Raw genomic sequence first — 24,742 nt, forward strand, 5'->3', positions numbered from 1 at the left:
ACCGCGGAAGCTTCTGCTTACAAGCTATCTTCTGCCCAGGTTGTTCTTGACGACAGCCACATCGTGTTTGTCAATGTCTCCATCTTTGTCCGTATCATAGCGGACTCTGTCGCCTTCCGGCTGCTTACCAACGACTTTCGCGATGGCAGCAATGTCCAATAAATCGACGCGGCCATTGCGGTTGAAGTCTCCCACATACATGGTCATCGGCTTTACAGTTACAATGGTTTCTTTCTTGCCGGGAACGACATGACGCTCGCTCTTCACATATGAATTCGCATGGATTTCAACGGTGTACGCATGTCTTTCTTCGAACGGAATCGTATATTTCCCCTGTACATCGGTCACCGTCTCCGCAACGACCTGTTTCCCCTTCTTCAATCGAACCGTAAACCCGCTAAGATCATTCAGCTTATGAAGCTTCGGTACGACGACGGATCCTTGAAGCGTATATCTAGCCTCCGGCTCCTTCTCTTGAATCTCGATTGCGACCGGCTGCGTGTAAAGATCATAGCTGTTGCCCAGATCTGTTGTGAACGAATACCTTAGCAGGACATGCGCCGTGCCAGGCTTAACCGCCGTTACCCGATTACCGTCAATAGTCGCGAGATCCGCTCCATCGATCGCTAGGACCGTTGGTGTTACTTCGTTCTGATCGCCCTTGTACGTCTTTGTGATGGCGGTCAAATCGGCACTTTCGCCTACCTTCAATTGAATGCTCTCTTGTTTGGCCGCGATATCGGAAGCCCAGTTCGAAGCCCAATTCGCATAATCGGTCGTGAGTCCGTACGTGCCTAGCTGATAATATTGCACGAAGGTTCCTTGATCACGGTATGTCCATGGCCATATCGTAATCCCGCGATGTTTGGAGGCCTCCATAAAGTTCTTGCCGAGTCCAGGATAGCTCGTATTGAATGTCGCGTTAAGCGGCTGGATCGCCTGCAGCGTCGTTCGCAGGGATTTGCTGATATTCGCTTCATTCGCATAGCCGCCAGTCAGGTATCCGACCGACATGCCAGGCATCTTCTGACCAAGCAGCTTCAGCTGCTCGCCATTGAATGAAATGACAACGACCTGATCCTCGACTCCTTTCTCATTAATGAGCTGCACGAGTGCATCAATGATTTCTGGCTTATAGCTCTTGATTTCCACGAAATGAAGTAAATCCTTGCCTTTATACGTATCGAAAAATTCAGCAAGCGTCGGAATCTGTGCATTCGGATATTGAGCCGGGAATTGCTTATTCGCTTTCAACAGCTTCAACTCAGCCATCGTGTAATCCTCGATGTTGCCCGTTCCATTCGTCGTTCTCTCCAACGTAGGATCATGCATGATGACAATTTGATTATCTTTTGTCAGATAAATATCGTTCTCGACGACATCCGCGCCGTAATCATAGGCAAGGCTCGCACCTTCCAGCGTATTCTCCGGTGCAATTGCCGGAATTCCGCGATGGCCGATCATAAGCGGCTTGCGAATCAGTGTAGTCTGATTATCATATACGCTGAGGGCATTCTTCGCCATAGCCGGCCGATCGGTAACGATCCCGTTCGTACCTGCTGTAATGAGCTGATGAAGCTCCAGCGAACCGTCTGCTTGACCGGTAGTTTTCGCCCACACGGTTATTAACCGTTCCTGCAAATACGCCGTGTTCTCACGTGACACCGCGTCCGCAGGAAGTAATGCGATCTTGGCCAAGCTGGCATTGGTCGTACGACGAATATCCATCAATGCCTCATGACTGAGCGTGCCTGCCGATTGAAAATCGACAATGCCGCGAAGGATCGGATACGCCAATCTCGCCTTCTTCACGAGCTCGCCCTGGCTGGAGACAATGAACGCATCCTCCAGCTGCTGTGCCTTCATCCACGCGACCACTGCGTCAACCGCAGCTTCATCTTTCACGTAGAAAGCCGGGATGATTCGGCCGCTGATGATATCGACGACATCGGATACGGTACCAATGACATCGTTACCGGTTGAATCCGTTACATTCAGCGCAGCATCCACGTGCAGCATAACCGTAGCAGGTGTTGCATCACCCGTCAATTGGGCTAATTCAGCAGCACTATTAACCGCAGCGACGATTGAAGGCGCGAGCGAGATGGATGTCTGCGGCTCCATCACATTGACGAACCGTTCAGCGGGCAGTGGCGGCAATGAATTCAACTGAAGCGTTACCTTCACATTGTCCACTTTCATCTGGCTGCCGTTCGCTTGCAGTCCGATTGTACCTGAAGCATAAGCGGTTGCCGCTTCCGAATCGATCAGAACGGTACCGTCGATCGACTGCTGAACACGGTTTCCTTTTGCGATGACTTGATAATGATACATTTTTGCCGCTTGGATGGCTTCCGAATACGAAGCGGTCTCCATGACGTTCCAGCCATTGGCTGGTGTACGCTCAGCAAACTCCGTTCCATTGGCCGTGGTTGCATTCTGTCTAACGGCCATTTGATAGTAAGGATAATCGTTATTCTGGATGCGGTACATGATGGAGTTCCACCGCGACGAGTCGTTCACCGCCGCATGCGTAATGTCCGCTTCAATCCGGTAATCTCCGAACAAGCCCAAATAATCAGGCAGCGTAAGACGTGACGGATTATCCGGGCTTGTCCGCGCATCGAGCTCCAGCACGCCGCCGTTTACCGCTGCTTTGGCAGCTGTCGTTCCTTCAATTCGGGTCCATCCCTCCGGGAGAGTCCCATTCGGTACTGCGTCGAAATTCTCCTCGTACAAGACATATTCTTCATCGTCAGTATTTTTCGCCACGACGATCAATTGGGCGTTCGCTCCATCCTTCTCGGCTTTCACCTTGAAGATACCGGCCCGTTCTGTACTGGTTAGCATGCCATCAACGATGTCGACACCTTCATCGATCGCGGTCCACGTAAGAGCGTCGCCGCTTAGCTCCGCTGTCGTTAGATCGTTCATCTCTGCAGAGAAGACGAGTGCTTGCAGATCGATCGTTTCGCCTGCATTTGCCAATAGATAGCCTTTGTCATGCGCCAGCTTGACGACCTTCGCCCCCCCGGTAGTAGAAGGCGTTACTACGATCGTGGATTCTGCTGTCGCATTGCCGTAAACCGCCTTCACCTGAGCTTCCCCTTCACGGACCGGTACGATCTGGTTGTTTACGATCCGGATGACACTCTCGTCCGATGAGTACAGCTTCACCCGGTTAGCGGGGACGGATTCGTTAATGCCATCCGAGTACAAGGCTTGGAAGCTCACCGGCGCAGCTCCGCTCAATGCTTCGAGCGTATCCGCTGCGGTCATATCGAATTGGGTTACGGTTATCCGCGTTACCTTCACATTATCGAAGGCCACCTTGCTCTGATCGGCTTGCAGACCGACTTTCCCGCGGGAGAGTAAATTAAGATCTAAGATGTTCTCTGTCAGCAGCGTATAGGCTGGGTCAGATGCCGCTTTAATGTATTCCTTAACATTGTTGTCATACACTCTCAGTTTGAACGAGTACGCGGTATTCATGACAAGCGGGGTGCCCCAGGAACCCTTCACAGGAACGATCCAGCTGTTCTCCGGTGTTCGGTATGCAATCTCATAGCTTCCATTCTGCCTGACTGCCATTTGGTTGTAAGGGTGCTTGCCATTCGAAGGAACCCGGAACATCACCCCTGCCCATCTAGCGGAATCCAGCGCTTCCTGGAAAGTAACGTCTGCTTCCACCGTATAATTATCCCATTGCACGGGTGCGGTAATCCGGGCTTGCTTGCCGGCGCTGCTGCCGTCAAACACGAGCTGTCCGCCCTCCCCGTTTGCCCCCTGCACGACGGACATGGGCAGGCTGCCTGCATTGACATCGGATATCCATCCGAATGGCGTTTCTCCGTCAGCATATCCATCGAAGTTCTCATCCAGCAGAAGGTCGCTGACCGGACCGTCGACAGGACTGGACTCGTCCAGCAGCAGAGTGCCGTATCCGCTGGTATCATTCCAGAAGGTGTTGATCATGTTGTAATTGCTCCACATACTGCTCACAGCCGGCGTTTCTTCCGTATCGCGGTCGGTTACGCCGATCTGCATACCGAGCTCCTTCCGCTGTACCGGATCGAAGTCGAGCATGTCCCACGGTATCGCAATTTCAGCCGACCAGCCGCTGGCTGTCGTCTGAATCGCGCGCAGAATCTTCTTCTCGTCCTTGCCTGCGTGATTAGGTGCCGCACCGAAATAGAAGGCCGGAGTCGTCGTATCCGGCTGGTAGACGAGCCCGATCTGCATATCATTTGCGATGAACGGTGCCGATTGATGCAGCGTTGGATCGAAGAATAGTCCGATATGATCCTGATCGAACCAGTATCCGCCGCCATCGTGAATCAGCGCGTCATCCTCTATATTTACAGCTATGTATAGATAAGAATAGTCCCACATCATCCCGAAAGACGATGGCTGAACCGCGCCAGTGCCGATTTGAATCGGCATAGGTTGTGTTGCGTCCCACATGGATTCGTTTAACTGCCCATCGATTATCGGTGCTGTGAGCGTCTTCTGGATGTTCAGCGAGGTCCGCTCCGGATCGGCACTTACTTCGGCGGCAGCCATCGAGCCCGCGTCTAAAAACATAGAGCACAACAAAGACACCATTAATAAGGTCGCTATTATTTTCCTGCTCATTCTTCATATTCCTCCATTGTTCGTCGATTTGGCACAAATAGGCGGATTCGTTGCAAGGCTGTCTAGCCGTGATTTAATCCTGTTCACCCCCTTCATTCAAAAGCACCCTAAATTCACCACAAACTGGCATGAAAGGGGCTATTTACCGACAATTTCTCTATAAAAGACAAATGTCCTCCTTCTGTTCTGACATTCGACGAAACTTCCAATATCTTGTCTAGATCCTACTTTTGTCGACATCAGGAATGATAGATTCTAGCTGCAAGGACTTGGCAAGCTGGATGTCACGTCTACTCTATGAACATGACAGGAAACCGAAAAAAACGCTAGTTATGATTAAGTAAAGAACCCTTCATCATAACCACCGTTTTATTCAACATTCCTCGCAAGGAGGCTATTCCCTGTTCGATTAGCTGAGGCGGGCCGATCCGCTCACGTATTTCTCCAGCACAGCTTGATATTGAGATTTCGGCCGCAGCCCTACGAGCTTCTCAACGGCCTGCCCTTCGTGATACACAATAACCGTCGGTGTTCCCATAATACCTGCGTCTACTGCGGATTCAGGCAACTGCTCGCAATCCACTTTTACGATTCGCACCCTTCCTGTCATTTCCTCATCGATTTCTTCTAAGATCGGGAGCAAGGTTTTGCAGGGCGGGCACCATGCAGTGACGTAATCGACAAGAACGACACCCTCACGCACGATCTCTTTCAACCTCTCATTGCTTTCTGCTTGCATAAGCGCCATATTCCGTATCATCTCCTATTCTGTATTCAGATTCGCCTCCAATTGAACAAAAGCCATACGATCCAATAAATTGGCTCTAATTTGATTCAACTCCACGATTTGCCGCTCGATCTCGGCCAGCTTCTGCCGGTAAATCGGCATGACTTCTAAGCAGAATGCCTCTTTATTTTGAAGCACACAGGTTAGAAAACCTGCAATCTGCTCTGTGGATAGTCCAAGATTCAAATACAGCTTGATTGTTTTCACCGTATGAACAGTAAGAGGACTATAGTCGCGGTACCCATTGGTGAGGCGTTCGGGCGTAATTAACCCCTGCTTCTCGTAATAACGCAAGGATCGGATGCTAACACCCGTTAAAGTTGAAAGTTTACCGATCTTCATAATAATCCCCCGGGTCTATGAGAGTGGCTTATTGCTATAATAAACGCTGACATTAGTGTCAGAGTCAAGTGCAATTATACAGACACCAAAAAAAGCTTGATTGCTCAAGCTTCTCAGGTATCTGCATCACGAATCTAATCCTTAAGGATTGAGCGTATCCGCCGCCGCATTGGATGTGAGATGAATCGAATTGGTCGCTCCATCCCATTGTACGCCATACTGCGATAAGGCTGAAATATCCCTCAGCGGCAGCATGACCGTATTACCTACAAAGCGTGATGCTGTCATGCTCATGAGGTCTCCGTTGACGATCGCCTCGCTCGTCAGCGGCTTATGAATAATGATTCGATCGCCGACGAATGCCGTAACCGTCATGGTCTTGTTATCCCAATTCACTGTTGCGCCAAGCAGCTCGAATAATTCCCTCATCGGAACGAATATCCTTGAATCCGCCATAATGGGCGTGCTTTTCAACTGCTGCTCGATCCCGTTTACGTATACCGTTCCTTGGAACAGCTTCGGTCCGACGAGATAGCCATTCTTCTCCGCGATTTGTTCAAACGTCTCATCCGATGAAGTTACGATAGCATAGGAATTGATTTTGATTCGATCAAATAACCAATGGACGGAATCATTATGCATGCGGATACAGCCCGCGCTCACATACTTACCGATAGAGCGCTCATTGTTATTTCCGTGTATCGCATAGGTCGTGCCTTTCGTCCCATTAACGTCCAATCCGATCCAGCGGTCGCCCAGCGGGTTACTCGGATCTCCCCCGGGTATTTTTTCTTTATAATACGGTCGATTCTTAATTTTATTGACGATTTTAAATTTTCCTTCCGGCGTCAGCTTCGGCGTCTTTCCTGTAGCTACCTTGAATGTTTTGACCAGCTCACCATCTTCAAAGAAGGCAAGCTGATTCGTTTTCTTATTGACGATGATCAACTGATGTTCACTCGTCGCCGCACTTACAGATCCGGCCAATAAACCGATACTCGACAACAATAGAGCAAGCGTCAGCATGACACCGCGTTTCCATGTCTTCCCCAACTACAGCACCCCTCGTCCTGTTCATCCATGCATTTCACCGTAATATTCTATGATCACGGTACCCCCATATGACATAAAAACCGTTAAACCGCACCACCTTTAGTGAAATTTAAAGTATTGGAAGCTCGATACGAATCTGCTCACCTTCCATAAACTTATAAAATCAACGTTCTCCATGAGCATAAAGTTGCAGGTACCAGCCTCCCAATTGAAAATGTGTTGATGCGGAAGATGGTTTCTGCTTAGAATGGAGGTAATTCATGCAAACCTATCATATTATGAATCTATCAAATGGGAGCATTCCAATATCATGAGCAGCATTCATCCTTTGTCGATGGCATCGCCTTACATCCGAATCGCCCATGACTTTCATACGGAAGAGAATATGCGGATTGGACCGACCCGTATTGTCGATCATGCGCTCCATTATTTTAAAGAAGGAGACGGTGTATACACCGTAGGCAACAGGCCAACGACCATTAAAGCGGGATCCCTCTTCTTGATCCGGCCTGGGGTTCCATTCTCGTTCTCCGCTAGTCCCGGGACCCGGTTTCATATGTACAACCTTCACTTCGACCTTATCGAGCAGGAAGATAGCGCTGCTATAACCTTTCCATACCCCAAACAGGGGGAGCCGCAGCGTGTACCTCTGCCCTGCTGCCTGCCGGATGAACAAGAGATGCCCGTATCAGGTCTTCCATCTTCCGTGCCCTTGGTCGAAACCGCCACCTATGAGCAGCTGTTCTTCCGCATCCTGCAGCGATTCGGACAGCCTAACACGATCGCGCTGCTGCAATCCAAATCCGCCATGCTGGAACTGCTGGCGCTTCTCTTGCGGCAAACCGAGAATCAGCATGCTTCTTCCACATCTGACGGAACGTATGAGACCCATCTGTCCCATGCGGTCGCCTTCATTCAGTCCAGGCTGCATGAACCCATCTCTCTGGACGATATCGCGAAGGCCGCCCAAATGAGCAAATCGTATTTACTCAAATGCTTTCGGAATATATATCGGTTGTCGCCGATTAAATTTGTAATGAAGCAGCGAATTGAACGCGCCAAGTGCGAACTCCTGTACACAAGCAAGCCGATCAAGACGATCGCAGGCGAGACCGGCTTCGATAGCATCCATTCCTTCTACCATACGTTTCAACGTGAGGTCGGCACTTCCCCGGGCGCATACCGCGCGCTTGCCCATTCAACTGCGCTTCAGCAGGAGGAACCTGAATAAGCCGGTGTTTGTGCAGCTTTTGAATCATTTTGGACAAAAGCTGGATAGTTTGAAACAAAGAATTTATGCGCCTTCCCCGGTATCCTTAACCTATGGCAGATAAACATGATCATGTCCTGAAGGAGGAGAACAAGCGATGAATGAGATTGAACAATATGAGTTTGACCGATCGGGATACCTGATCATTAAGAACTTGATTACTCCGGAGCAAGTAGCAGCTATTGCTGAGGTAGTGGATCGATTGGAAGCGCATGCAGCTGAGCATGTTCACCTGCCCCCGCGCAAGCAGAGCTGCTGGGGCTCGGAACACCATTACAATGAAGAGCTGAGCTATCACGCATATGGGGAACAGGCAATAGGCAAAACGCTGGTCATCGAAGACTTTTTCAATACGGATCCCGTGTTTGATTGTCTGGTGGACCACGAGCCGACGATGGCTTACATCCGCCGAATCGTGCAAGGACCGATCCGTATTAACAACTCGGAAATCCGGATCCGCTACACAGGCAATGCATCAGGCACTCACATGGGCGGCCCTATCGACCACAAGTACCGATACAATTTTAATCAGAACGGGATCGACTGCATGATGGTGCGCATGGTTTATTTTCTACAGCCGGTTACGAACGATCAAGGCGCCTTCTGTGTCGTTCCCGGAACCCACAAGACGAACTGGCGCTCGCCTTACGGCAGCAACCCGGATGCGGAGCCGGGCATGATCGGGCTTGAGGTGGAAGCAGGTGACGCGATCTTATTCACGGAGCATCTGCGTCACGGCGGGTTAACCAATCATTCGGAACAGACCCGGAAGACGCTTCATGTCGGCTATGGGCCTGCATGGATGATGTCGCAGAACATCGCCACGATGGACGAACCGCAATTCATCACCGATACAGCACTCTCCCGTTATACCGAAGCTCAGCGCAAGCTGTTTCGCATTATGTAAACACTAAAAAAGACTTTCTCATTTATTCAATCAAGGTGAGGAGATGTATCTCCTTCCGGTTGCTGTTGGAATCGTGAAATTGGAATAGTTAAACTCGCAGCAAGGAGATTTCACGATTCCAAAGGCAAACGCTGACGCTCCTACAGGAGATACACTCTCTCTTTTTATCGATAAAGTTGTAACAGAACATGCCTTTCAAAAAAAGAAAAATGGTAGTTCAGGCCCTCGAGACCTGAACTGCCATTTTTGCTTAATTAATCTATTTCCGCATGAAGGTTTTAGCCAAACGGAGAGGGCGAATGATCGGAAACAACAGCGATCGGAACAACATTCGCATCACCGTATTTTGCTTAACCGTCATCCGAGCTTCACTGCTCTGCTCTACCTGCGGACTTGCGGAACATCCAGCCAGACATTGCCTCTTTCGACGGCTTCCTGTGCCAGGATCCCAGGCAGTGTATATTCGATTGCCCGGTAGACATCGATAGGCGGTGCAGCCGAACGGTTCAAGCTATCGATAAAATCACGGATCAGATAATACTCCGACGTCCCGTGCCCGCCTCTCGTCGCTTCTCTCGGCGCATTCGGATCGGTAATCGGACAAGGGAGCCGCACAGCACCTCTCTCATAGGCGGGATCTCCTTCAATATACTTCCATCCTTCGCTATCATAGCCCGTGCGGCCGTTCTCCATCTGGCCCTTCGAGCCATACACCACGTAATGTCCGATTGCCGGCAATCTTGATGCGACCGAGCTGCGAAGCAGTTTGATCGTCGTGCCCTTGGCCGTCTCGAATAAGGCTGCTTGCATATCGATGCAACCTGGTCCCCCATGCGGGATAATCGTTTGCGAATTGCCCGCGCCGGTTGCACGCACGATTCGGTCGCCGGTCATCTCAAGAATAGGACCAAGCGAATGGGAACAATAGTGAAGCGGCGGACGCTGGTTGCGCCAATAGAACGCTCCAGTATGAGGGTTTAGGATTCGATCCCGAATTTCATGCACGTATTCGCATTCCGCATGAAAGATCGTTCCCAGCTCACCGCTTCGAACCGACTTGATCCAATCCTGGATGAAATGAAAATAGACCGTATTCTCCGCCATCATATAGGTTAATCCCGTTCGTTCCACCGCATCGATGATACGAAAGCAATCTTCGACAGTGGAAGCCGCGGTCACCTCACTTAACACATGCTTGCCCGCTTCCAAGGCATCAATAGTCTGCTGCGCGTGGAAGGGAACCGGAGAACCGATCATCACGAAGTCCGTATCCGCATTCAAGAAATCCGCGTAGCTCTCGTAACGCGCATGATCCGGTATATGGAGTTCATCTCCGATCTTGCCCAGCACCTCAGCATCAGGATCACACAGCGCCGTCACGTTAATTTGGGAATGATGCATGTATGCGGCAGATCGATGGGAGCCTCCCAGCCCAACGAGACCCATTTTCCAAATCTTATCCACTTCTATCACATCTCCTCTTCCACTATCGAATCCCAAGACTTATAGATAATTCCATATTATAGCAGGATCTATATGATTACAATTACCTACAATTCTAGTGGAACGACTACAAAAAAGGAGACCTCTACGGTCTCCTTATGCTAGAAGCTGCTGCAGAATTTACCCTTTAATACCCGATAGCGTTACGCCTTCGATAATATAGCGCTGCCCGATGATATACACAATCAGCACGGGAATAAGCGCAATCGAAGCCCCGGCCATCATTAGCGTCCAGTCCGTCGCATACATGCCTCTGTAGAGGTTGAGCATCATCGGAACGGTAAACTGCTCCGGGGTATTGAGGAAGATAAGCGGATAGAAGAAGCTGTTCCACATGCCGAGAAAGGTGAATATTCCGAGTGCGGACAGCGCAGGTTTGATGAGCGGCAGCATGATACGCGTATAGATCGTAAAGCGCCCCGCGCCGTCTACGATGGCAGCCTCCTCCATCTCCTTGGGTATGCCTCTGAAAAACTGCCGGAGCAGAAACACGCCGAACGCATTCAAGAGCGACGCCGGCACAATGATCGCCAGATGCGAATCGAGCCAGCCGATATTTTTCATCATCAGGTAGAGCGGGATAATGGTCACTTGACCGGGAACCATCATCGTTGCCAGAAACATGACAAAGATTGGCTCGCGGAATGGAAATCGGATCTTGGCGAACGCATAAGCCGCCATCGAGCATGTGATGAGCTGCGAGAGAACGACGATAATATTAATGTAGAAGCTGTTGAAATAAGCGCGGCCGAACGGCAGTGCCGTCAGCGAATCTTTAAAGTTGGACCATACGAACGGTTTGGGAATCCATTGTGGCGGCACGATGAACACCTGCGATAAATCCTTCATCGCGCTCAGAGCCATCCAGACGAACGGTACCGCCATGATACAGGCCCCGATGATCAGTACGATATGCAGTGCAATCGTGGCTGGATTTATTTTTCTTGTACGCATCGGTTCTTCCCCTTCCCATTCATCATTGATCTTCGTAATGCACCCAACGCTTGGACATCTTCATCTGGAACAATGTAACGGTCAATATCATAATAAATAGGATGACGGCGGATGCCGTACTCTTGCCGAACGTGAAATCAACGAATGCCGTCTCGTAAATATGGAAGACGATGGTATAGCTTGCCTTAGCCGGTCCTCCCGATGTCATGACGAAGGACTGGTCGAAGACTTGGAACGACCCAATGATGGACATAATCGTAACAAAGAACGTTGTCGGCGACAGAAGCGGGACGGTGATATGCCTCATTTGCTGCCATTTGGTCGCCCCGTCGATTTGGGCGGCTTCATAATAGGAGGAGGATATGCCCTGCAGCCCGGCGAGAAACAGCACCATATTGGTTCCAAGCCCCATCCATATGCTAAGTAAAGCGATGGAAGGCATGACGATCCGCGTATCGGTCAGCCACTTCGGACCTTGAATACCGAACCATTCCTTCAAGTAGAGGTTAATCAAGCCAAAATCGGCGTTGAACAGCCACATGAAAACGACGGCTACGGCAACTGACATCGTAATGGTGGGCATGAAATAGATTAAACGATAGATGACTTTTCCCTTTACTTTATTTAAGCCAACCGCCACCAGCATCGCCAGAAGAATGCCGGTTGGAACCGTGAGCACAGTATAGTACAGCGTGTTTACGATCGCAGTGCGGAACTCCTCGTCTTTGAATTGCGAGACGAAATTGTCAAAGCCTGCAAATGTCTTCTCGCCGAAGCCGTCCCAATTCATCATGCTAATCGCGAACGCCATGATGAGCGGTATCAATGAAAAGATGATCAGCCCAACCATCTGGGGCAGAATGAAAAATGCTCCCCAAAGGGCGTCCGTTTTCTTCGTGTTCAGATAGTTCCTCTTCGGTTCTTCCTGGTGTAGAGCGGGAGCAGTCCCCACACGATCGGATAGTTTCCTATTCATAGCGACCCGCCTTTCCTCGTTCATCGTAAATGGGAAGGGCATTCGACCTTGCGAAGCCCTTCCCTTCTCAGACTTCTTGTGGTGCCTGTCCTGCGGATCGCTTATTTGCTCTTGTATTCGTCAATCTTCTTATTAGCCAAATCTTGAATCTCCTTGATGGTCTTATCCAGATCCTCGTTCTTCAGCCAGAGCGCCTCGAACCGGGAGTCAATGTCCTTGCTGAGGCCAGGAATGCCTGCTTCGAACGGCGTTAGCGCATACCCGACTTCGCGCGCATCGAGGAACAGCTGCGCGTGCTCCGGCAGATTGCCTTCCTTGACTACTTCGTCCACGCCTGCGATCGACGGAACGGCGTTACCGCCCCCTTGCAGACGGTACGTCTGTCCTTCCTTGCTTACGAATTCGGAGAGGAAGGTATAGGCTGCTTGCTTCTGCTTCGATGCTTTGTTAAGCACCATGTACGCCGTCGGGATGCCGGCCGGTTCAATCTTGTTGCCCGTATTGGTAGGCCAGGAAACGACATCGAATTCGAGTGATTCATTCTTCTTGAATAAAGGCAGGTACCAACGTCCGGCTCCTACGAAGCCGACTTGATTAGACATGAACATCGCATCGCCGCCTTGTCCTTTCGGGAGCGTGCCGGAGAACGTGAAGTTCTTCTTCTGGACATTGTCGTACAAGAAACGGAACGTCTCCATCGCTTTTTGATCGGTGTAAGCGACGTATTTTCCATTCTCGTCGTATACCTTACCGCCGTTCGAGGATACCCAGCTGTGGGTGCTGGCCCAACCATTATCCAGTACATAACCGTACTTGCCGCTTGCTTTGATTTTATCCGTTATCATCTGGAACGCTTCCCACGTCCATTCGCCTTTCATTTGCAATTCCGCCGGCATCTCGGTAATGCCCGCATCCTTCAGTACTTTCTTGTTATACCAGAGAACCATCGGGTTGCAGTCGACCATCACGCCATAAATTTGGCCATCGCGCTGCGCTGCTCCCCACAAGCCTTGGAAGAAATCATCCTTCTTGATGACGCTTCCCCCGCTATCCATCAGCGGAGTGAGCTCCTCGATGCTGCCGTTCTCGATCAGCTTGACGATGGTGGCATCGCCAGCATAGAAAATATCGGGCGCGGTTCCGCCACTCAACTGCGTCAATATTTTTTGCTCGTATTCGCCAGGAATCGGAATGAGCTCCGCTTCGATATCAGGATGCTTCGCGTTGAAATCCTTCGTGAATTCTTGAAATCGGGTCAACTCCCCCGGGTTGCCCCAGGTTGCCCATTTGATCTTTACTTTCTCCCCTTTTGTTCCGGTGCTGCCGCCTTCCCCCCCGGTTGATGTTTCTTTGTTACCTTCACCGTTGCCGTTGCCGCTCGACCCGCAAGCTTGAAGCAATGCCGCGGCAACCAATACCAGGACAAGCAAGGACCATTTAAGCTTCTTCATGTTCTCTTTTCCTCCTCAGATTGTAGTGTACCGCTTACGCTCCAACCGGTTTGAATTCGAACAACTTCCTGCGAAGCACAAGCTTAGTGGATATTTCCCATCTTGCTGCACATCTTGTAAACGCTTTAATTATAGAATTTACGAAATGTGTCTGAGTAGGGATTATGTTCCGAAAGGGTGTTTTGTTTTCGGCATTCTTGAGAAGGGGTCGTTATTTTCGCCACATGCCTTGATATTCAGCGGGCGAGAGCCCGGCGATTTTCTTGAATTGCTTACTGAAATGCTTGACATCATTGAAACCGGACTGCTCCGCCACCTCATATACCCGGAGCGATGAAGCTTGAAGAAGCTCCTTAGCACGTTTCACGCGCAGAGCGATAACATAATCGATAAAGTTCTGTCCGGTAACGCGTTTGAACATTTCACTGAAATAATTACGGCTGACATTCACTTCATCAGCCACCTGCTGCAGACTGATCGCCTCCGTATAATGAGCCTCCATAAAGTGAATCGCTTGCTTGACGATTCGCTGATGCAGCGTCGTATCCGGCTTCTGATACTCTTCTCCAACCCGGAGCTCCTCGAAGCATTCCAACACATGACGGATAACATCCTCGGCATAACGAAACTTGTCGGACCGACGGATTCGTCGAACATTCGCCGCGCTGACATCCTTACAGAGCAGGAATAGCGTAAATAGCTCCTCCGCCTCCTGCAGAACTTCAACTTTCGTACGATATCTAGGACTCCAATGGCCCACAATGATCCTAAGCTGTTCTTCCGCCTTGGAATGATAGCCCATTGTCAACGATTCCTTCAGTTCATTCAACGCCGCGGCATAGTTGTAATTCAGCGCAGATGGACAATCAGCTGCGGCAGTGTCAATCGCGGATAATTTACTGCCTGGTCCGCTGAAGAATACATGATCCAGCGCGCGCTTCGCTTCTAAGCAGGATTCCTGGATATCGGCGAACCCTTCACAATAGCCGCTGATACCAATCGAGATATGAATGAGCTCCGGATTGGAACCCGTTCGGAGACCGCTGAGCCATTCATTCAACTCTTCCGTATGGCACTCATGCGGTGTTCGTGCTGGGAGTACGGCCATAACCAGATCCGGACGATGCAGCGCGGCAACGTACGAACGGCAATTGTCGTACAGCTGCGTCTGGATAATTTCGGTCTGCTCGATCAGCAGCTCGGCTTTGTCAGTATCAGACTCCGCGAAGACATCCACACCGATGGCGACGAACCGGTATTTCTCATCCGGATAGGCGAGCTTCAGCCGTCCGATTGCATCCCGGTCTCCTCGCAGCGCTTTGCTGAATGTCTTCTCCAGCTCTTTCCGTTTGCTTGCGTGCAGATGATCCTTGAACAGCTCGACGATTTGCCGGTTCTCCCGCTCTTCTTCCTGTTTGCGGCGCATCTGATGCAGCACGGTCAAGAGTGATTCAGCATTAAGCGTGGGCTTCAGAATATAATCCGATGCGCCGAGGCGGATACCCTCCCGTACATATTCGAAATCATTATGACAGCTGAGCAGCAGCACTTTGATGAAAGGACACAGCTCTTTGGCTTTGCGGGTAAGCTCAAGACCATCCATAACCGGCATGGCGATGTCGGTAATCAGAATATCGACTTGCTGATCGCGAATCCAGTGCATGGCCTTCTCTCCGTTGGAGGCTTCACCAACCAGCTCGAACCCGTTAGTCTCCCAGTCCAGTACGGCACGCATCCCCATTCTCGCCATCTTCTCATCGTCAACCAGCAGCACTTTGCACATGTTGATCCCCCTTCTGCTTCGAGATGGTGATTTGAATTCGCGTTCCTTTCCCTGGCTCACTCTCCACGCTGACGCCGTAATTTGGTCCGTAGTACAGTTTGATAGTCTGGTGAACGTGATTAAGGCCGATATTGGTCATACCCCGGTTATTGCAGTCCCGGTCGAAAGCAAGCAGACCTTCGATTCGGCTTAATTCGATTCCGATCCCATCGTCCGTAATCGTAATCATCATATCCGCTCCTTGCTGCACGACTTCAAGATCGATTACACCATCAGCGTCTTTCGGCGCGATACCGTGAAAGATCGCATTCTCGACGATCGGCTGCAGCAGCATACGGGGGATCTTCACGCGGCTTAATTCATCCGGACAACGGATGTTCAAGCGGATCTGATTGTCGTACCGGTATTCCTGAATAATCATATATTTCCGAAGCAGCTCCAACTCATCGCCAAGCTGGATAAACACGCCATTGCGCTCTATGCTTCCCTCTAACAGATGAACAAGCGTGGTGACAGCGTTGTCCACGTCATGCGTACGGTTCAATTTAGCCATCCAACGGATCGAGTTCAAGGTATTGTACAGAAAATGCGGATTGATTTGATAGCGAAGCGCTCGAATCTCAGCCTTCTTCTTTTCTTTCTCCTCCTCCGCGATCCGATAAATCAGCAAATCGATCTGCTCGATCATTTTATTGAAACTTCGCCCCAGCTGGCCGATCTCGTTCCGGCCGACATTCCGGCTCCGGACATTCAAGTCGCCGGCTTCGCCCTTGCGCATGAGCCGACTCAATTGAACGAGCGGATTGCCGATTTTACGGGTCACGTAATAGCCCATTCCGATTGCCAGAATGATGCAGCAGAGCGCGATCCACATTGTGAAATTACGGATGCTGGCAGAATCAGCGGTCAGTTCAGCCAGCGGTACCACACCGACGACATGCCAGCCATTGTCCAGCCGCTCGGGAATCATAAGCGTGCTCTTGGATCCAATCTGAATCTCCGAGGTCCGTTCAGGGAGAGGTACCTCGGAAAGTACCCCGTATTGAAGCGGACTTGGATGATAGAAATAACGGTTATCGTCATTGACGACATACATGTAGCCGGTATCGCCGAATTGGACACGGTTAAGCTCCTGAATTAACGCGTCGCCCACGATTTCGAAAAACATGACACCGATGGTTTCGCCCGTATCCCAGCTGCGGATCGCGCGGCCCAGACCGAAAATGGGAAACCCCGTATCCGTTTTCTTCACGTAAGAGCTGCCGGACATGCCGAACCAGACCGTGTTGCCATTGGCGTCCGCAATTTTTTTGTACCAGTCGGAATCCCATTGATCGAGAACCGACATCAGCGAATCCGAGCTTAGAAGCGAATATTTTCGGTTGACGTCGAGGATATAGATATCGAGAATTTCCGGCGAATTGATCATGATGGAGGTCAGCATATCCTGACCCTCCTGCACCTTGAGCTCCTTATTGTATTCGTTCTTATCCCCTTCTTCCAATATTTCGCGAACGACCTTGCTGTTCAGCACCATCATGGAGGAATCATCCAGCTTTTTGAAATAAAGATTCAGCTTGTCACTCACTTGCGTAATGGTGAGTGAAGCGACTTTACTGACCTGCTCCTCGACGATGGTCGATGATTTGTTGTAGGACAGCAGGCCCATGACAAGCACGGGCAGCGTCATCCCAATAAAACAGAGTAAGAACAGCTGTACAACGATGGAATGAAATCGGCGAAAGCGCATGGTCGTTTCTCCTCTCGGTAGTGGGCTGGTTCCAGGGCTGATGCTATCATCATTGTAGCCAATGAATGTTAGCGCTTTCAATTAGATGTATTCGAAATCATAACATACACCGACATTTCGGAAAATAACACACCATTACTTTCCTAACATACTCCAAAGAGCAATAAGCCCGTTGAAGATGCCGCAACGACAAAATAGGAAGAATTGTGCATTACAGCCCGGCACAATTCTTCCTATTTAAGATTTTAGACGAGCAGGTCGTTTATGTTCCGATCACTTCAGGTTTGCCGTCCACTTCTCGGCCCGCTCCTGCAGATCATCCAGGAAGGTAGGAATATCCGGCGGACTGCCTGCGGCCGCTTTGCTAATAAACCCATTGATGGCCGGGGTAATGTCGCTCATGAAGAACGGATTGGCCTCATCCATCAGCTCCGAGTGGCCCACTGCGGCAATGTCGAGCGCCATCTTCACGAACTTGTCTTCCTTATCTACGAAATCAGCCTTGCTTAATGTCGGTGTATTCGCGTAATTCTCATACATATACTTCTGCGTCTCATAGCCGGTTAAAAATTTGAGCACTTCCCATGAAGCCTTCACATCATTGGCATCTTTTGACATAACAAAAGGATCAACAGCCACCCAGCCTTCGCCTTCGGGACCCACATTCATGACCGGTTCGAACCGGCTGAGCAGCGCTTCGTCTTTTTTTGTCCGGTATTCGCTCATCGTCGAGCCGCCGTTCTGGTCGATCCCGATCGCGATATTATTTTTGTCCAACCCGAAATTCTCGGCACCCTGTCCGGTTATAAATCCTTTGGGCGGAAGAAGTGAAGCCTTCTTCAACCATTCCATTACCTTGACCATCTCAGGCGTATTGAGCTTCCACTTGATGTTCTTGACATCGTTCAAGCTGCCCTCCGCACCCTTTGCACCGAATGCCAGCGTCAGCGCAACGAAGGTTGAGCCGTTCAGCGAATTGCCGCTCCAATGGAGACCATAGTTTTGCTCGCCCGTTTTCGGGTTCTTGCCCGTCATCTTCTCCCCTTTCTCCAAAATCTCTTCCGCCGTCGGCTTCTTGGCTAGAGGCTCCACTCCCCAGTCTTCGAACAATTTGGTATCATACACGATCATCCGGCGACCCAACGCGACTGGAATACCGAATTGTTTTGAGCCGTCCGGGGACTTCGTGCTGTAAGAGTTGTTCATGATCCCGGGTAGATAAATATTGGGATCGAATGAGGCATCCACCTCGATGAGATCGTCCAAATCACGGAGCAGGCCTTCCTGATACCATTGCGAGGCGAAGGCACCACCGGTATACAACACGTCGACATCCTTGGAGAGCAGCATTGCCGACTGCTTCGCTTTGGCGTTCTCCCATGGAATTTGATAGACTTCCAGCTTGATGTTCGGGTACATCTTATTGAACGTCGCTTTCAAATAATCGTTGAGCCCAATGGTTTCGTTACCGGTCAGCGGATCTATGCCGTTCTCCAGCTTCCAGCCTGCTAATGCCACCCGTACCGTCCCTTTCATATCCGATACTTTCTCTACATTAGAGCCTCCGGTAATTTCATTCTCCGTATTCGACGAACAAGCGATCAGCGTAAACACCAAAGCAAAGGATAGAATAAGCAGCAGCCATCTTCTCATCATATAACCCCTTTCCTATGGACCCCTGTTTTTTTGAAAACTTATTGCTTGATACCCGATAACGCGATGCTCTCGATGATATACCGCTGGAGAAAAAGATAGACGACGACGATAGGAATGAGACTGACAGTCGTAGCGGCCATAATAATAGCTGGCTGCTGGTTGATCCCGTTATTGTAAGTGAACATCGCAAGTCCAATCTGAATGGTGTACTTGGAAGCTGATTTCAATGCCAGAAGCGGCCAGAGCATATCGTTCCAAACGCCCAGGAATAACAAGATAATCATGGTGGCGATGATTGGCATGCACAAGGGCAGATAGATTCGCCAGAACACGCTGAGCTCTCGCGCCCCGTCGATAACCGCTGCTTCCCGCAGCGCCGAAGGCAGCTGGTCGATAAAAGCCTTGGCCAAGAATGTGCCGAAGGCATAATTGAGCGCTGGCAGGTAGAACGCCCAGTATGAATCAATTAAACCGATTTTGCTGAACAGCAAGTACTGCGGAATCATCGTCATTTCGAACGGAATCATCATTGTACTCAAAGCGAGCAGCAGAACCGCATTCGAGCCCTTGAATCGGAGCTTGGACAACGCATAGCCGGATAGAAGCGCTGATAGTGCGCTCACCAGAATAACGCCGACACTAATGAACAAGGAGTTGAAAATATACTTCGTCATTGGAATGTTCGTGAACGCTGCCCGGTATGGTTTCAGTGAAGGTTCTTCGGGCCATAGCTTAGGTGGAAACGAGATGTTCAGCCGGGCTCCCCAATCGAAGCTAGTCATGACCATCCACAGGAAAGGAATGATCATGACGAGAGAACCGGCCAAGAGGATCATAGCGATGAGCCATTGTCCGGCCGATCCTCTTCTCTTCCCCGGAACAGCAGCGAGCGCGCCTTGTTGTGTCATCACTTTCCTCCTAAAAGTTTTGTTTTGAGGTTAATCTCCTTTGACTCATCGACGTAAAACAAAACTTGCTTCGGAAGCATAGGCTTAGTTTTGTTGGAGCATTACTTCTTGAATCGACGTCGTAAACAAAACTTGCTTCGGAAGCATAGGCTTAGTTTACTAGTCGAAGCTGTTTTTGCGGCTATTCATGACCATCAGAAACATCGTTAGGATCAAGATAACGACAAATAACAAGTACGAGGCCGCTGTCGCCAGTCCCATCTGGGATGCGAGAAACGCGCTGCGATAAATGTACAGGACCGAGGTCATCAAGCTGCCATCCGGATTGCCTGCCGTGCCTCCAATCAGCCAGACATCCGAGAACCGCTTCATACCGCCGATCGTTCCCATAATAAACATGAACACGAAGATCGGACGCAGGTAAGGAATCGTGATATGCAGCCACTTGCGTATACCGCTGGCACCGTCAACCTCCGCCGCTTCGTACAGATCCCGGGGTACGCTTTGGAGTCCTGCCAGAAATATGATCGTGTTATAGCCAAGTGCGCCCCACATGCTCATCATGACGATACTGAACCGGGAATATTGCGAATTCGTAAACCAGCCGACAGGCTCGATACCAAACCAGCCGATCACATAATTTAATAAGCCGGCCTGATCCGGGTAGAACAGGAACGAGAACAATAAGCTGGTCGCTACCGCCGAGACAACATTGGGCAGAAAATAGATGCCCTTGAACATGTTCTTGCCCAAATCCCATTTCAGACTGTTAATAAGGCTTGCCAGAATGAAGGATACCCCGATTCCAAGCAGCATCGATAATACACCCATGTACATGGTGTTGGTTAAGGATTTCCAAAAAATCGGGTCATTCAGGATGTAGGTGTAATTGCTCAGTCCAACCCATTGCGCCGTCAACCCGCTGCCGCTGGTCTGTTGGAAGCTCATGTACAAAGCAGCAAGCATCGGGTAGATCGCGAATGCAAGCACACCGATAAGGAGAGGTGTACTGAATGCATAGCCCGCCCAATCGTTACGAGTCAGCTTCAAGCGCCGCTTGGCCGGTCCGTTCGCCGTATACGCTTCCACTTTGGTATGTACCGATATAATGATGTAACCTCCTTTGTTTAATGATCTACCGAAGCATTGAGCCTGTCCCGGGCAAACGCCGACCACTTGCGATTCCGCCCCTCGGCGAAGCCCGGATTTGGGTTCTTCTGCATTGTACAGCGCCTGTTAGGCCGAGCCCATGACCGGATTACGGGAGAATTTGCACAATTTTCACATGATTCTGACGATTTTGATTGCACTTCCTCCGGGTGTGGACATTGTTCAGAACCTGTTGGACAAATCTTCAGGATTTGGACGTCATCTTCGCTTTATAGTCCGTTGGACTGAGTCCGGTATGGTTGCGAAATACCCGGCTGAAGTAGCGAAAATCCCCGAACCCCGTCTTATGTGAAATTTCATGAATCGTCTCCTGGGTGTGAAGCACAAGCTCCTTCGCCTTCTCGATCCGGATGGCGTTGAGGTACCGGATAAAGTTCGTGCCTGTCTCGGCTTTAAACAGCTGAGAGAGATAATTTTTATTCAGGAAAAAGCGGGCTGCGGTATTCTCTAGCGTGACCTTCTCCCGATAATGATTTCTTAGATAGCGCTGGATCTCATGTACGATTCTGCTTCCACCGCGATCCTCTTGTTGACCGCGGCGCGTCATGAATAAATAACGGCAGTACGCGATTAGACGTAATGACGTTTGATGACAGTTCCACCGCAGGTGAACAGCCTGTCCATCGAACGATGCAAGCGGTGCATAGACCATCCCTCCGCACAGGGTGCTCATCTCCATTGCAGCTACACGAAGTATGGCGGCTGCTTTATCCACACAATCATAGGCCGTATCCAGGGAACAGCTTACAGACATGAGGTGATCAAAGTAATGGCTGATCGTCTGTACAGCCTCTTCTTCGGAACCTGTCAATAGAGCCTGCGTCAAGCGCATGCGGAAGGGATTGTCGAATATGGCGCGAATCTCGGCATCGCATTCTTGCGTATATTCCTTCTTGAAGTCATGATAATAGTGGATACCGCTTACGGGATGGAAGAATTGATGTTCCGCGGCTGCTTTGGCCTCACGATATGCCGGATGAATGCGATCGGGCGAGGTATGGATATCGCTAACACCGAAACGGAATTCAAGACCTGTTCTTCTACTAATGATGCCGCCAATGTGCTGCAAACGGGTTTTTATCCGGCTGAAGCAGTCCCTAACAGATTCATGCGGCCAATGATCGAAAAGTAGTGCCGGATCGCCATCCTCAACACGGACCAAGACGAAATCACTGCCCCGAGCCTCCACCTCCTCTAGCAAACGGATCAGCTTCAGAGCCGAATGATGTCGATATTCTGAACCAAGTGAAGCCGAAGAACCGCTGGGATTCACCTGTAATACGGCTGCCGCGAACCGTTCAAGACTGGATCGGAGACCACACATCTGCGCCATGTCCCCTTCACCCCCTAGTCCGCGTCCAGATCGGATGCGCTCAGCCGATCGTTTGGCCGTCATGTTCCGGATGCAGGCCATCAGCTCCTCGGGACGCACCGTCATTTTCAATAAATAATCCGCGGCTCCAAGCAGTAAGGCTTCCTTCACAAGCTCAAATTCATCCGCACAGCTAAGCACGATGCAGATACAGCCGGGATCCATTCTTTTGGCCTCGCGAATCAAGGCTATTCCGTCCATAACGGGCATCTTAATATCGGTCACAATCAGATCAGGTGCCCATTCGTCCCAGTTCTCCAGCACTTCCCGCCCATTCGATGCTTCCTCTACCCTGACAACGCCCATTTCATTCCAATCGACCGAATGGCGAATCCCATGGCGAACAATCGCTTCATCGTCCACAATAATTACATTCATGCATCATTCCCCCTAAGAAATGACTCTTTGATTGGCAGTGAAACCGTGACCGTCGTCCCCACATTCCGTTCGCTCGACCAATTCACCCCATATTGATTGCCAAAATAGAGCTTGATCCGCTTGTCCACATTGCGCATGCCCACATGCTCTCTCATCTCTGACCTTGTATCATCTCGACTCGCGTCCTTCACCGTTCCTACTCCGCTGTCCGCAACCTGCAGGATAACATGGTCCAGCTCGACCCAGCCTTTAATCCGGATTTGTCCAGGCTCATTCTTAGGCAGCACGCCATGAAAGATAGCGTTCTCCACAAGCGGCTGTAAACTCATTCGCGCGATGGGGCCGGAACGTATAGATTCTTCCAAATCATAAACAACATCAAATTTGCCGGGATGGATCATGGTTTGAATGGCAAGATAGGCATCCAGATGCTTCAATTCTTCTTCGATCGTAATGATCGGCTTCTCCAGCTGGAAGGCACTTACGAGGATAATGTTCATCGAGGTTAAAATATCGAAAATCGATTCGGATTGCCCCATTCGAGCGAGCCATCGGACATTGTTGAGCGTGTTATAAATGAAATGCGGGTTGATTTGCGCTTGAAGCGCCCGCAGCTCGGCCTTCTTCTGCTTCTCACGTTCATCATGGATTCGCCGGAACGATCGTTTCAGCCGCCGGATCATACGATTGAAGCTGAGGATTAAATAGCCGATTTCGTCTTTGTTGCCGCGTGTCTGGTAGGGAACAAGCTGTTGGTTGCCCACTGTTCTCATGAAATGAGCAAGTCTGACGACCGGTCTCAGAAACCGGTATGCCAGCACAAGCGCAAGCGTCATCCCGATGACGAGCAATGCAAAATTCATGACAAGCTGAAGGTTAAGAATGGCGGCCGCATCCTTCAATAAGGCTTTCTCCGGAATAATGCCCACGATATTCAGCGGTTGTGTTTGTCGGTTATTACCGGTTACAATCATATGTCCGTAACGGGTAAACGAAGGGAGCTCCCCGCCAGCCTCCTTCAGCATCTCTTCGCCGTCATGAGGAAGCTCACCTATGCTGGCCGGCTCCATTAAGATCCCATGACGATCAACCAGAAACAGCCGCTCATCATAACGTTTCTCCCCCTTTTTCACTATATCCGTTATTCGTTCTGCTGGTAGGGTGACAATGATGATGCCCTCGATTCGGTTTGATTCGGATATGATTTTGCGCCCTGCGAATAGAACCGGCCGATTCGCTTTCGATGGGTCTTGAACAAAGGTCGGGTAACCGATGGGACTAACGACCAACTCCCCATCGCTGCCCATGACCCGGCGATAGATGTCCGCTCGCAGAAGCTGATCCATTACGATTGGCATTGTCCCTGCCGCTTGCAAATCATTGTTCAGCACTAGAATATCCTCAATATAGTCCCTGCCGTTTCGAAGCCCGTCCAAATCTTCTCCTAATTCCAGCCTGCGAGTGTAATTATCCAGACCACTAAATAGATTCTTACTCATGTAAAATAGCGAAGCCGTCATCAAGTCAACATCGCGAAAGTAGAAATTGAGCTCGTTATTCATAGAACCGATGTAATGCTCCGCATAATAGGCCGTATTCTTCTTGATTACTGTGCTCGTGAACTTATAACCAGCCGCGCTGCTTACGATTAGAATGAAGCTGTTCATAATAAACAAGTACAAGGCAAGCCGGGTGGACATATTCCGGCTCGGCAGCATCCGTATGCGTTTGGCCATCGAGCTTCACTCTCCCATGCATAGGCTATTTGACCGGAATGATGTAAGTCTGGCCATCATGAAGTCAACGTAACATTGGTTTCCCTTCGCAATTGGTGAATGGAATCGGCG

At 50.2% G+C, this 24,742-nt stretch carries 17 protein-coding genes; 2 read left to right on the forward strand and 15 right to left on the reverse strand.

All coding sequences use genetic code 11. From position 1 onward, the window contains the following. Nucleotides 1–24: 24 nt before the first annotated feature. The 4 genes from NNL21_RS01570 to NNL21_RS01585 form a co-directional block, all read right to left on the reverse strand. Nucleotides 25–4,635: a glycerophosphodiester phosphodiesterase family protein gene (locus tag NNL21_RS01570; RefSeq protein ID WP_204815641.1), complete on the reverse strand. Its 4,611-nt coding sequence runs from the start codon at nucleotides 4,633–4,635 to the stop codon at nucleotides 25–27. A gap of 409 nt (nucleotides 4,636–5,044) precedes the next feature. Beyond that, nucleotides 5,045–5,383 carry a thioredoxin family protein gene (locus tag NNL21_RS01575; RefSeq protein WP_204815642.1) on the reverse strand — a complete coding sequence of 113 codons (339 nt, stop codon included), beginning with the start codon at nucleotides 5,381–5,383 and terminating at the stop codon, nucleotides 5,045–5,047. Between the two features lie 15 nt (nucleotides 5,384–5,398). After that, nucleotides 5,399–5,764 carry a MerR family transcriptional regulator gene (locus tag NNL21_RS01580; RefSeq protein ID WP_204815643.1) on the reverse strand — a complete coding sequence of 122 codons (366 nt, stop codon included), beginning with the start codon at nucleotides 5,762–5,764 and terminating at the stop codon, nucleotides 5,399–5,401. Nucleotides 5,765–5,905: 141 nt separating this feature from the next. Next, the gene (locus NNL21_RS01585; protein ID WP_256555002.1) at nucleotides 5,906–6,817 is read right to left on the reverse strand and encodes a L,D-transpeptidase family protein; all 912 of its coding nucleotides are present in this window, start codon (nucleotides 6,815–6,817) and stop codon (nucleotides 5,906–5,908) included. A gap of 310 nt (nucleotides 6,818–7,127) precedes the next feature. On the opposite strand from NNL21_RS01585, the gene NNL21_RS01590 reads away from it, so the two are divergent. Next, nucleotides 7,128–8,048 carry an AraC family transcriptional regulator gene (locus NNL21_RS01590; protein ID WP_204815644.1) on the forward strand — a complete coding sequence of 307 codons (921 nt, stop codon included), beginning with the start codon at nucleotides 7,128–7,130 and terminating at the stop codon, nucleotides 8,046–8,048. 136 nt (nucleotides 8,049–8,184) lie between these two features. After that, complete coding sequence (locus NNL21_RS01595) at nucleotides 8,185–8,994, forward strand: phytanoyl-CoA dioxygenase family protein (protein ID WP_204815645.1); 810 nt, start codon at nucleotides 8,185–8,187, stop codon at nucleotides 8,992–8,994. 381 nt (nucleotides 8,995–9,375) lie between these two features. Here the strand turns inward: NNL21_RS01595 and NNL21_RS01600 are convergent, their stop codons facing one another. The 11 genes from NNL21_RS01600 to NNL21_RS01650 form a co-directional block, all read right to left on the reverse strand. Beyond that, nucleotides 9,376–10,458, reverse strand: a complete 1,083-nt coding sequence (locus NNL21_RS01600) for a Gfo/Idh/MocA family protein (RefSeq protein ID WP_204815646.1) — start codon at nucleotides 10,456–10,458, stop codon at nucleotides 9,376–9,378. Nucleotides 10,459–10,617: 159 nt separating this feature from the next. Further along, on the reverse strand, nucleotides 10,618–11,451 hold the full coding sequence (locus NNL21_RS01605; protein ID WP_204815647.1) for a carbohydrate ABC transporter permease: 834 nt from the start codon (nucleotides 11,449–11,451) through the stop codon (nucleotides 10,618–10,620). Between the two features lie 22 nt (nucleotides 11,452–11,473). Continuing rightward, on the reverse strand, nucleotides 11,474–12,301 hold the full coding sequence (locus NNL21_RS01610; protein ID WP_373567530.1) for a carbohydrate ABC transporter permease: 828 nt from the start codon (nucleotides 12,299–12,301) through the stop codon (nucleotides 11,474–11,476). A 227-nt stretch (nucleotides 12,302–12,528) separates the two neighbouring features. Next, nucleotides 12,529–13,878 (reverse strand): ABC transporter substrate-binding protein, encoded by a 1,350-nt coding sequence (locus NNL21_RS01615; RefSeq protein WP_204815649.1) that lies wholly within the window; start codon nucleotides 13,876–13,878, stop codon nucleotides 12,529–12,531. A gap of 211 nt (nucleotides 13,879–14,089) precedes the next feature. Further along, the gene (locus NNL21_RS01620) at nucleotides 14,090–15,661 is read right to left on the reverse strand and encodes a response regulator (RefSeq protein WP_204815650.1); all 1,572 of its coding nucleotides are present in this window, start codon (nucleotides 15,659–15,661) and stop codon (nucleotides 14,090–14,092) included. Then, nucleotides 15,639–17,411, reverse strand: a complete 1,773-nt coding sequence (locus NNL21_RS01625; protein WP_204815651.1) for a sensor histidine kinase — start codon at nucleotides 17,409–17,411, stop codon at nucleotides 15,639–15,641. Before NNL21_RS01625 ends, NNL21_RS01620 begins: the two co-directional genes overlap by 23 nt. A gap of 273 nt (nucleotides 17,412–17,684) precedes the next feature. Further along, complete coding sequence (locus NNL21_RS01630) at nucleotides 17,685–19,064, reverse strand: ABC transporter substrate-binding protein (RefSeq protein ID WP_204816722.1); 1,380 nt, start codon at nucleotides 19,062–19,064, stop codon at nucleotides 17,685–17,687. A 41-nt stretch (nucleotides 19,065–19,105) separates the two neighbouring features. Then, nucleotides 19,106–19,975, reverse strand: a complete 870-nt coding sequence (locus NNL21_RS01635) for a carbohydrate ABC transporter permease (RefSeq protein ID WP_204815652.1) — start codon at nucleotides 19,973–19,975, stop codon at nucleotides 19,106–19,108. Between the two features lie 159 nt (nucleotides 19,976–20,134). Continuing rightward, a complete protein-coding gene (locus tag NNL21_RS01640) occupies nucleotides 20,135–21,082 on the reverse strand; it encodes a carbohydrate ABC transporter permease (protein ID WP_373567531.1) in 948 nt (315 codons plus the stop codon). A gap of 247 nt (nucleotides 21,083–21,329) precedes the next feature. Next, the gene (locus NNL21_RS01645; RefSeq protein WP_204815653.1) at nucleotides 21,330–22,895 is read right to left on the reverse strand and encodes a response regulator; all 1,566 of its coding nucleotides are present in this window, start codon (nucleotides 22,893–22,895) and stop codon (nucleotides 21,330–21,332) included. After that, on the reverse strand, nucleotides 22,892–24,631 hold the full coding sequence (locus tag NNL21_RS01650) for a sensor histidine kinase (RefSeq protein WP_204815654.1): 1,740 nt from the start codon (nucleotides 24,629–24,631) through the stop codon (nucleotides 22,892–22,894). Before NNL21_RS01650 ends, NNL21_RS01645 begins: the two co-directional genes overlap by 4 nt. Nucleotides 24,632–24,742: the final 111 nt, after the last annotated feature.

It is taken from the genome of Paenibacillus mendelii (assembly GCF_024498075.1).
Lineage (GTDB): Bacteria > Bacillota > Bacilli > Paenibacillales > Paenibacillaceae > Paenibacillus_Z > Paenibacillus_Z mendelii.

Excerpts from the sequence above, each read along its gene's own strand:
- NNL21_RS01570 (WP_204815641.1), bottom strand. The coding sequence starts at position 4,635 with ATGAGCAGGAAAATAATAGCGACCTTATTAATGGTGTCTTTGTTGTGC.
- NNL21_RS01575 (WP_204815642.1), bottom strand. The coding sequence starts at position 5,383 with ATGGCGCTTATGCAAGCAGAAAGCAATGAGAGGTTGAAAGAGATCGTG.
- NNL21_RS01580 (WP_204815643.1), bottom strand. The coding sequence starts at position 5,764 with ATGAAGATCGGTAAACTTTCAACTTTAACGGGTGTTAGCATCCGATCC.
- NNL21_RS01590 (WP_204815644.1), top strand. The coding sequence starts at position 7,128 with ATGAGCAGCATTCATCCTTTGTCGATGGCATCGCCTTACATCCGAATC.
- NNL21_RS01595 (WP_204815645.1), top strand. The coding sequence starts at position 8,185 with ATGAATGAGATTGAACAATATGAGTTTGACCGATCGGGATACCTGATC.
- NNL21_RS01605 (WP_204815647.1), bottom strand. The coding sequence starts at position 11,451 with ATGCGTACAAGAAAAATAAATCCAGCCACGATTGCACTGCATATCGTA.
- NNL21_RS01610 (WP_373567530.1), bottom strand. The coding sequence starts at position 12,301 with ATGGTTGGGCTGATCATCTTTTCATTGATACCGCTCATCATGGCGTTC.
- NNL21_RS01615 (WP_204815649.1), bottom strand. The coding sequence starts at position 13,878 with ATGAAGAAGCTTAAATGGTCCTTGCTTGTCCTGGTATTGGTTGCCGCG.
- NNL21_RS01620 (WP_204815650.1), bottom strand. The coding sequence starts at position 15,661 with ATGTGCAAAGTGCTGCTGGTTGACGATGAGAAGATGGCGAGAATGGGG.
- NNL21_RS01625 (WP_204815651.1), bottom strand. The coding sequence starts at position 17,411 with ATGCGCTTTCGCCGATTTCATTCCATCGTTGTACAGCTGTTCTTACTC.
- NNL21_RS01630 (WP_204816722.1), bottom strand. The coding sequence starts at position 19,064 with ATGAGAAGATGGCTGCTGCTTATTCTATCCTTTGCTTTGGTGTTTACG.
- NNL21_RS01635 (WP_204815652.1), bottom strand. The coding sequence starts at position 19,975 with ATGACACAACAAGGCGCGCTCGCTGCTGTTCCGGGGAAGAGAAGAGGA.
- NNL21_RS01645 (WP_204815653.1), bottom strand. The coding sequence starts at position 22,895 with ATGAATGTAATTATTGTGGACGATGAAGCGATTGTTCGCCATGGGATT.
- NNL21_RS01650 (WP_204815654.1), bottom strand. The coding sequence starts at position 24,631 with ATGGCCAAACGCATACGGATGCTGCCGAGCCGGAATATGTCCACCCGG.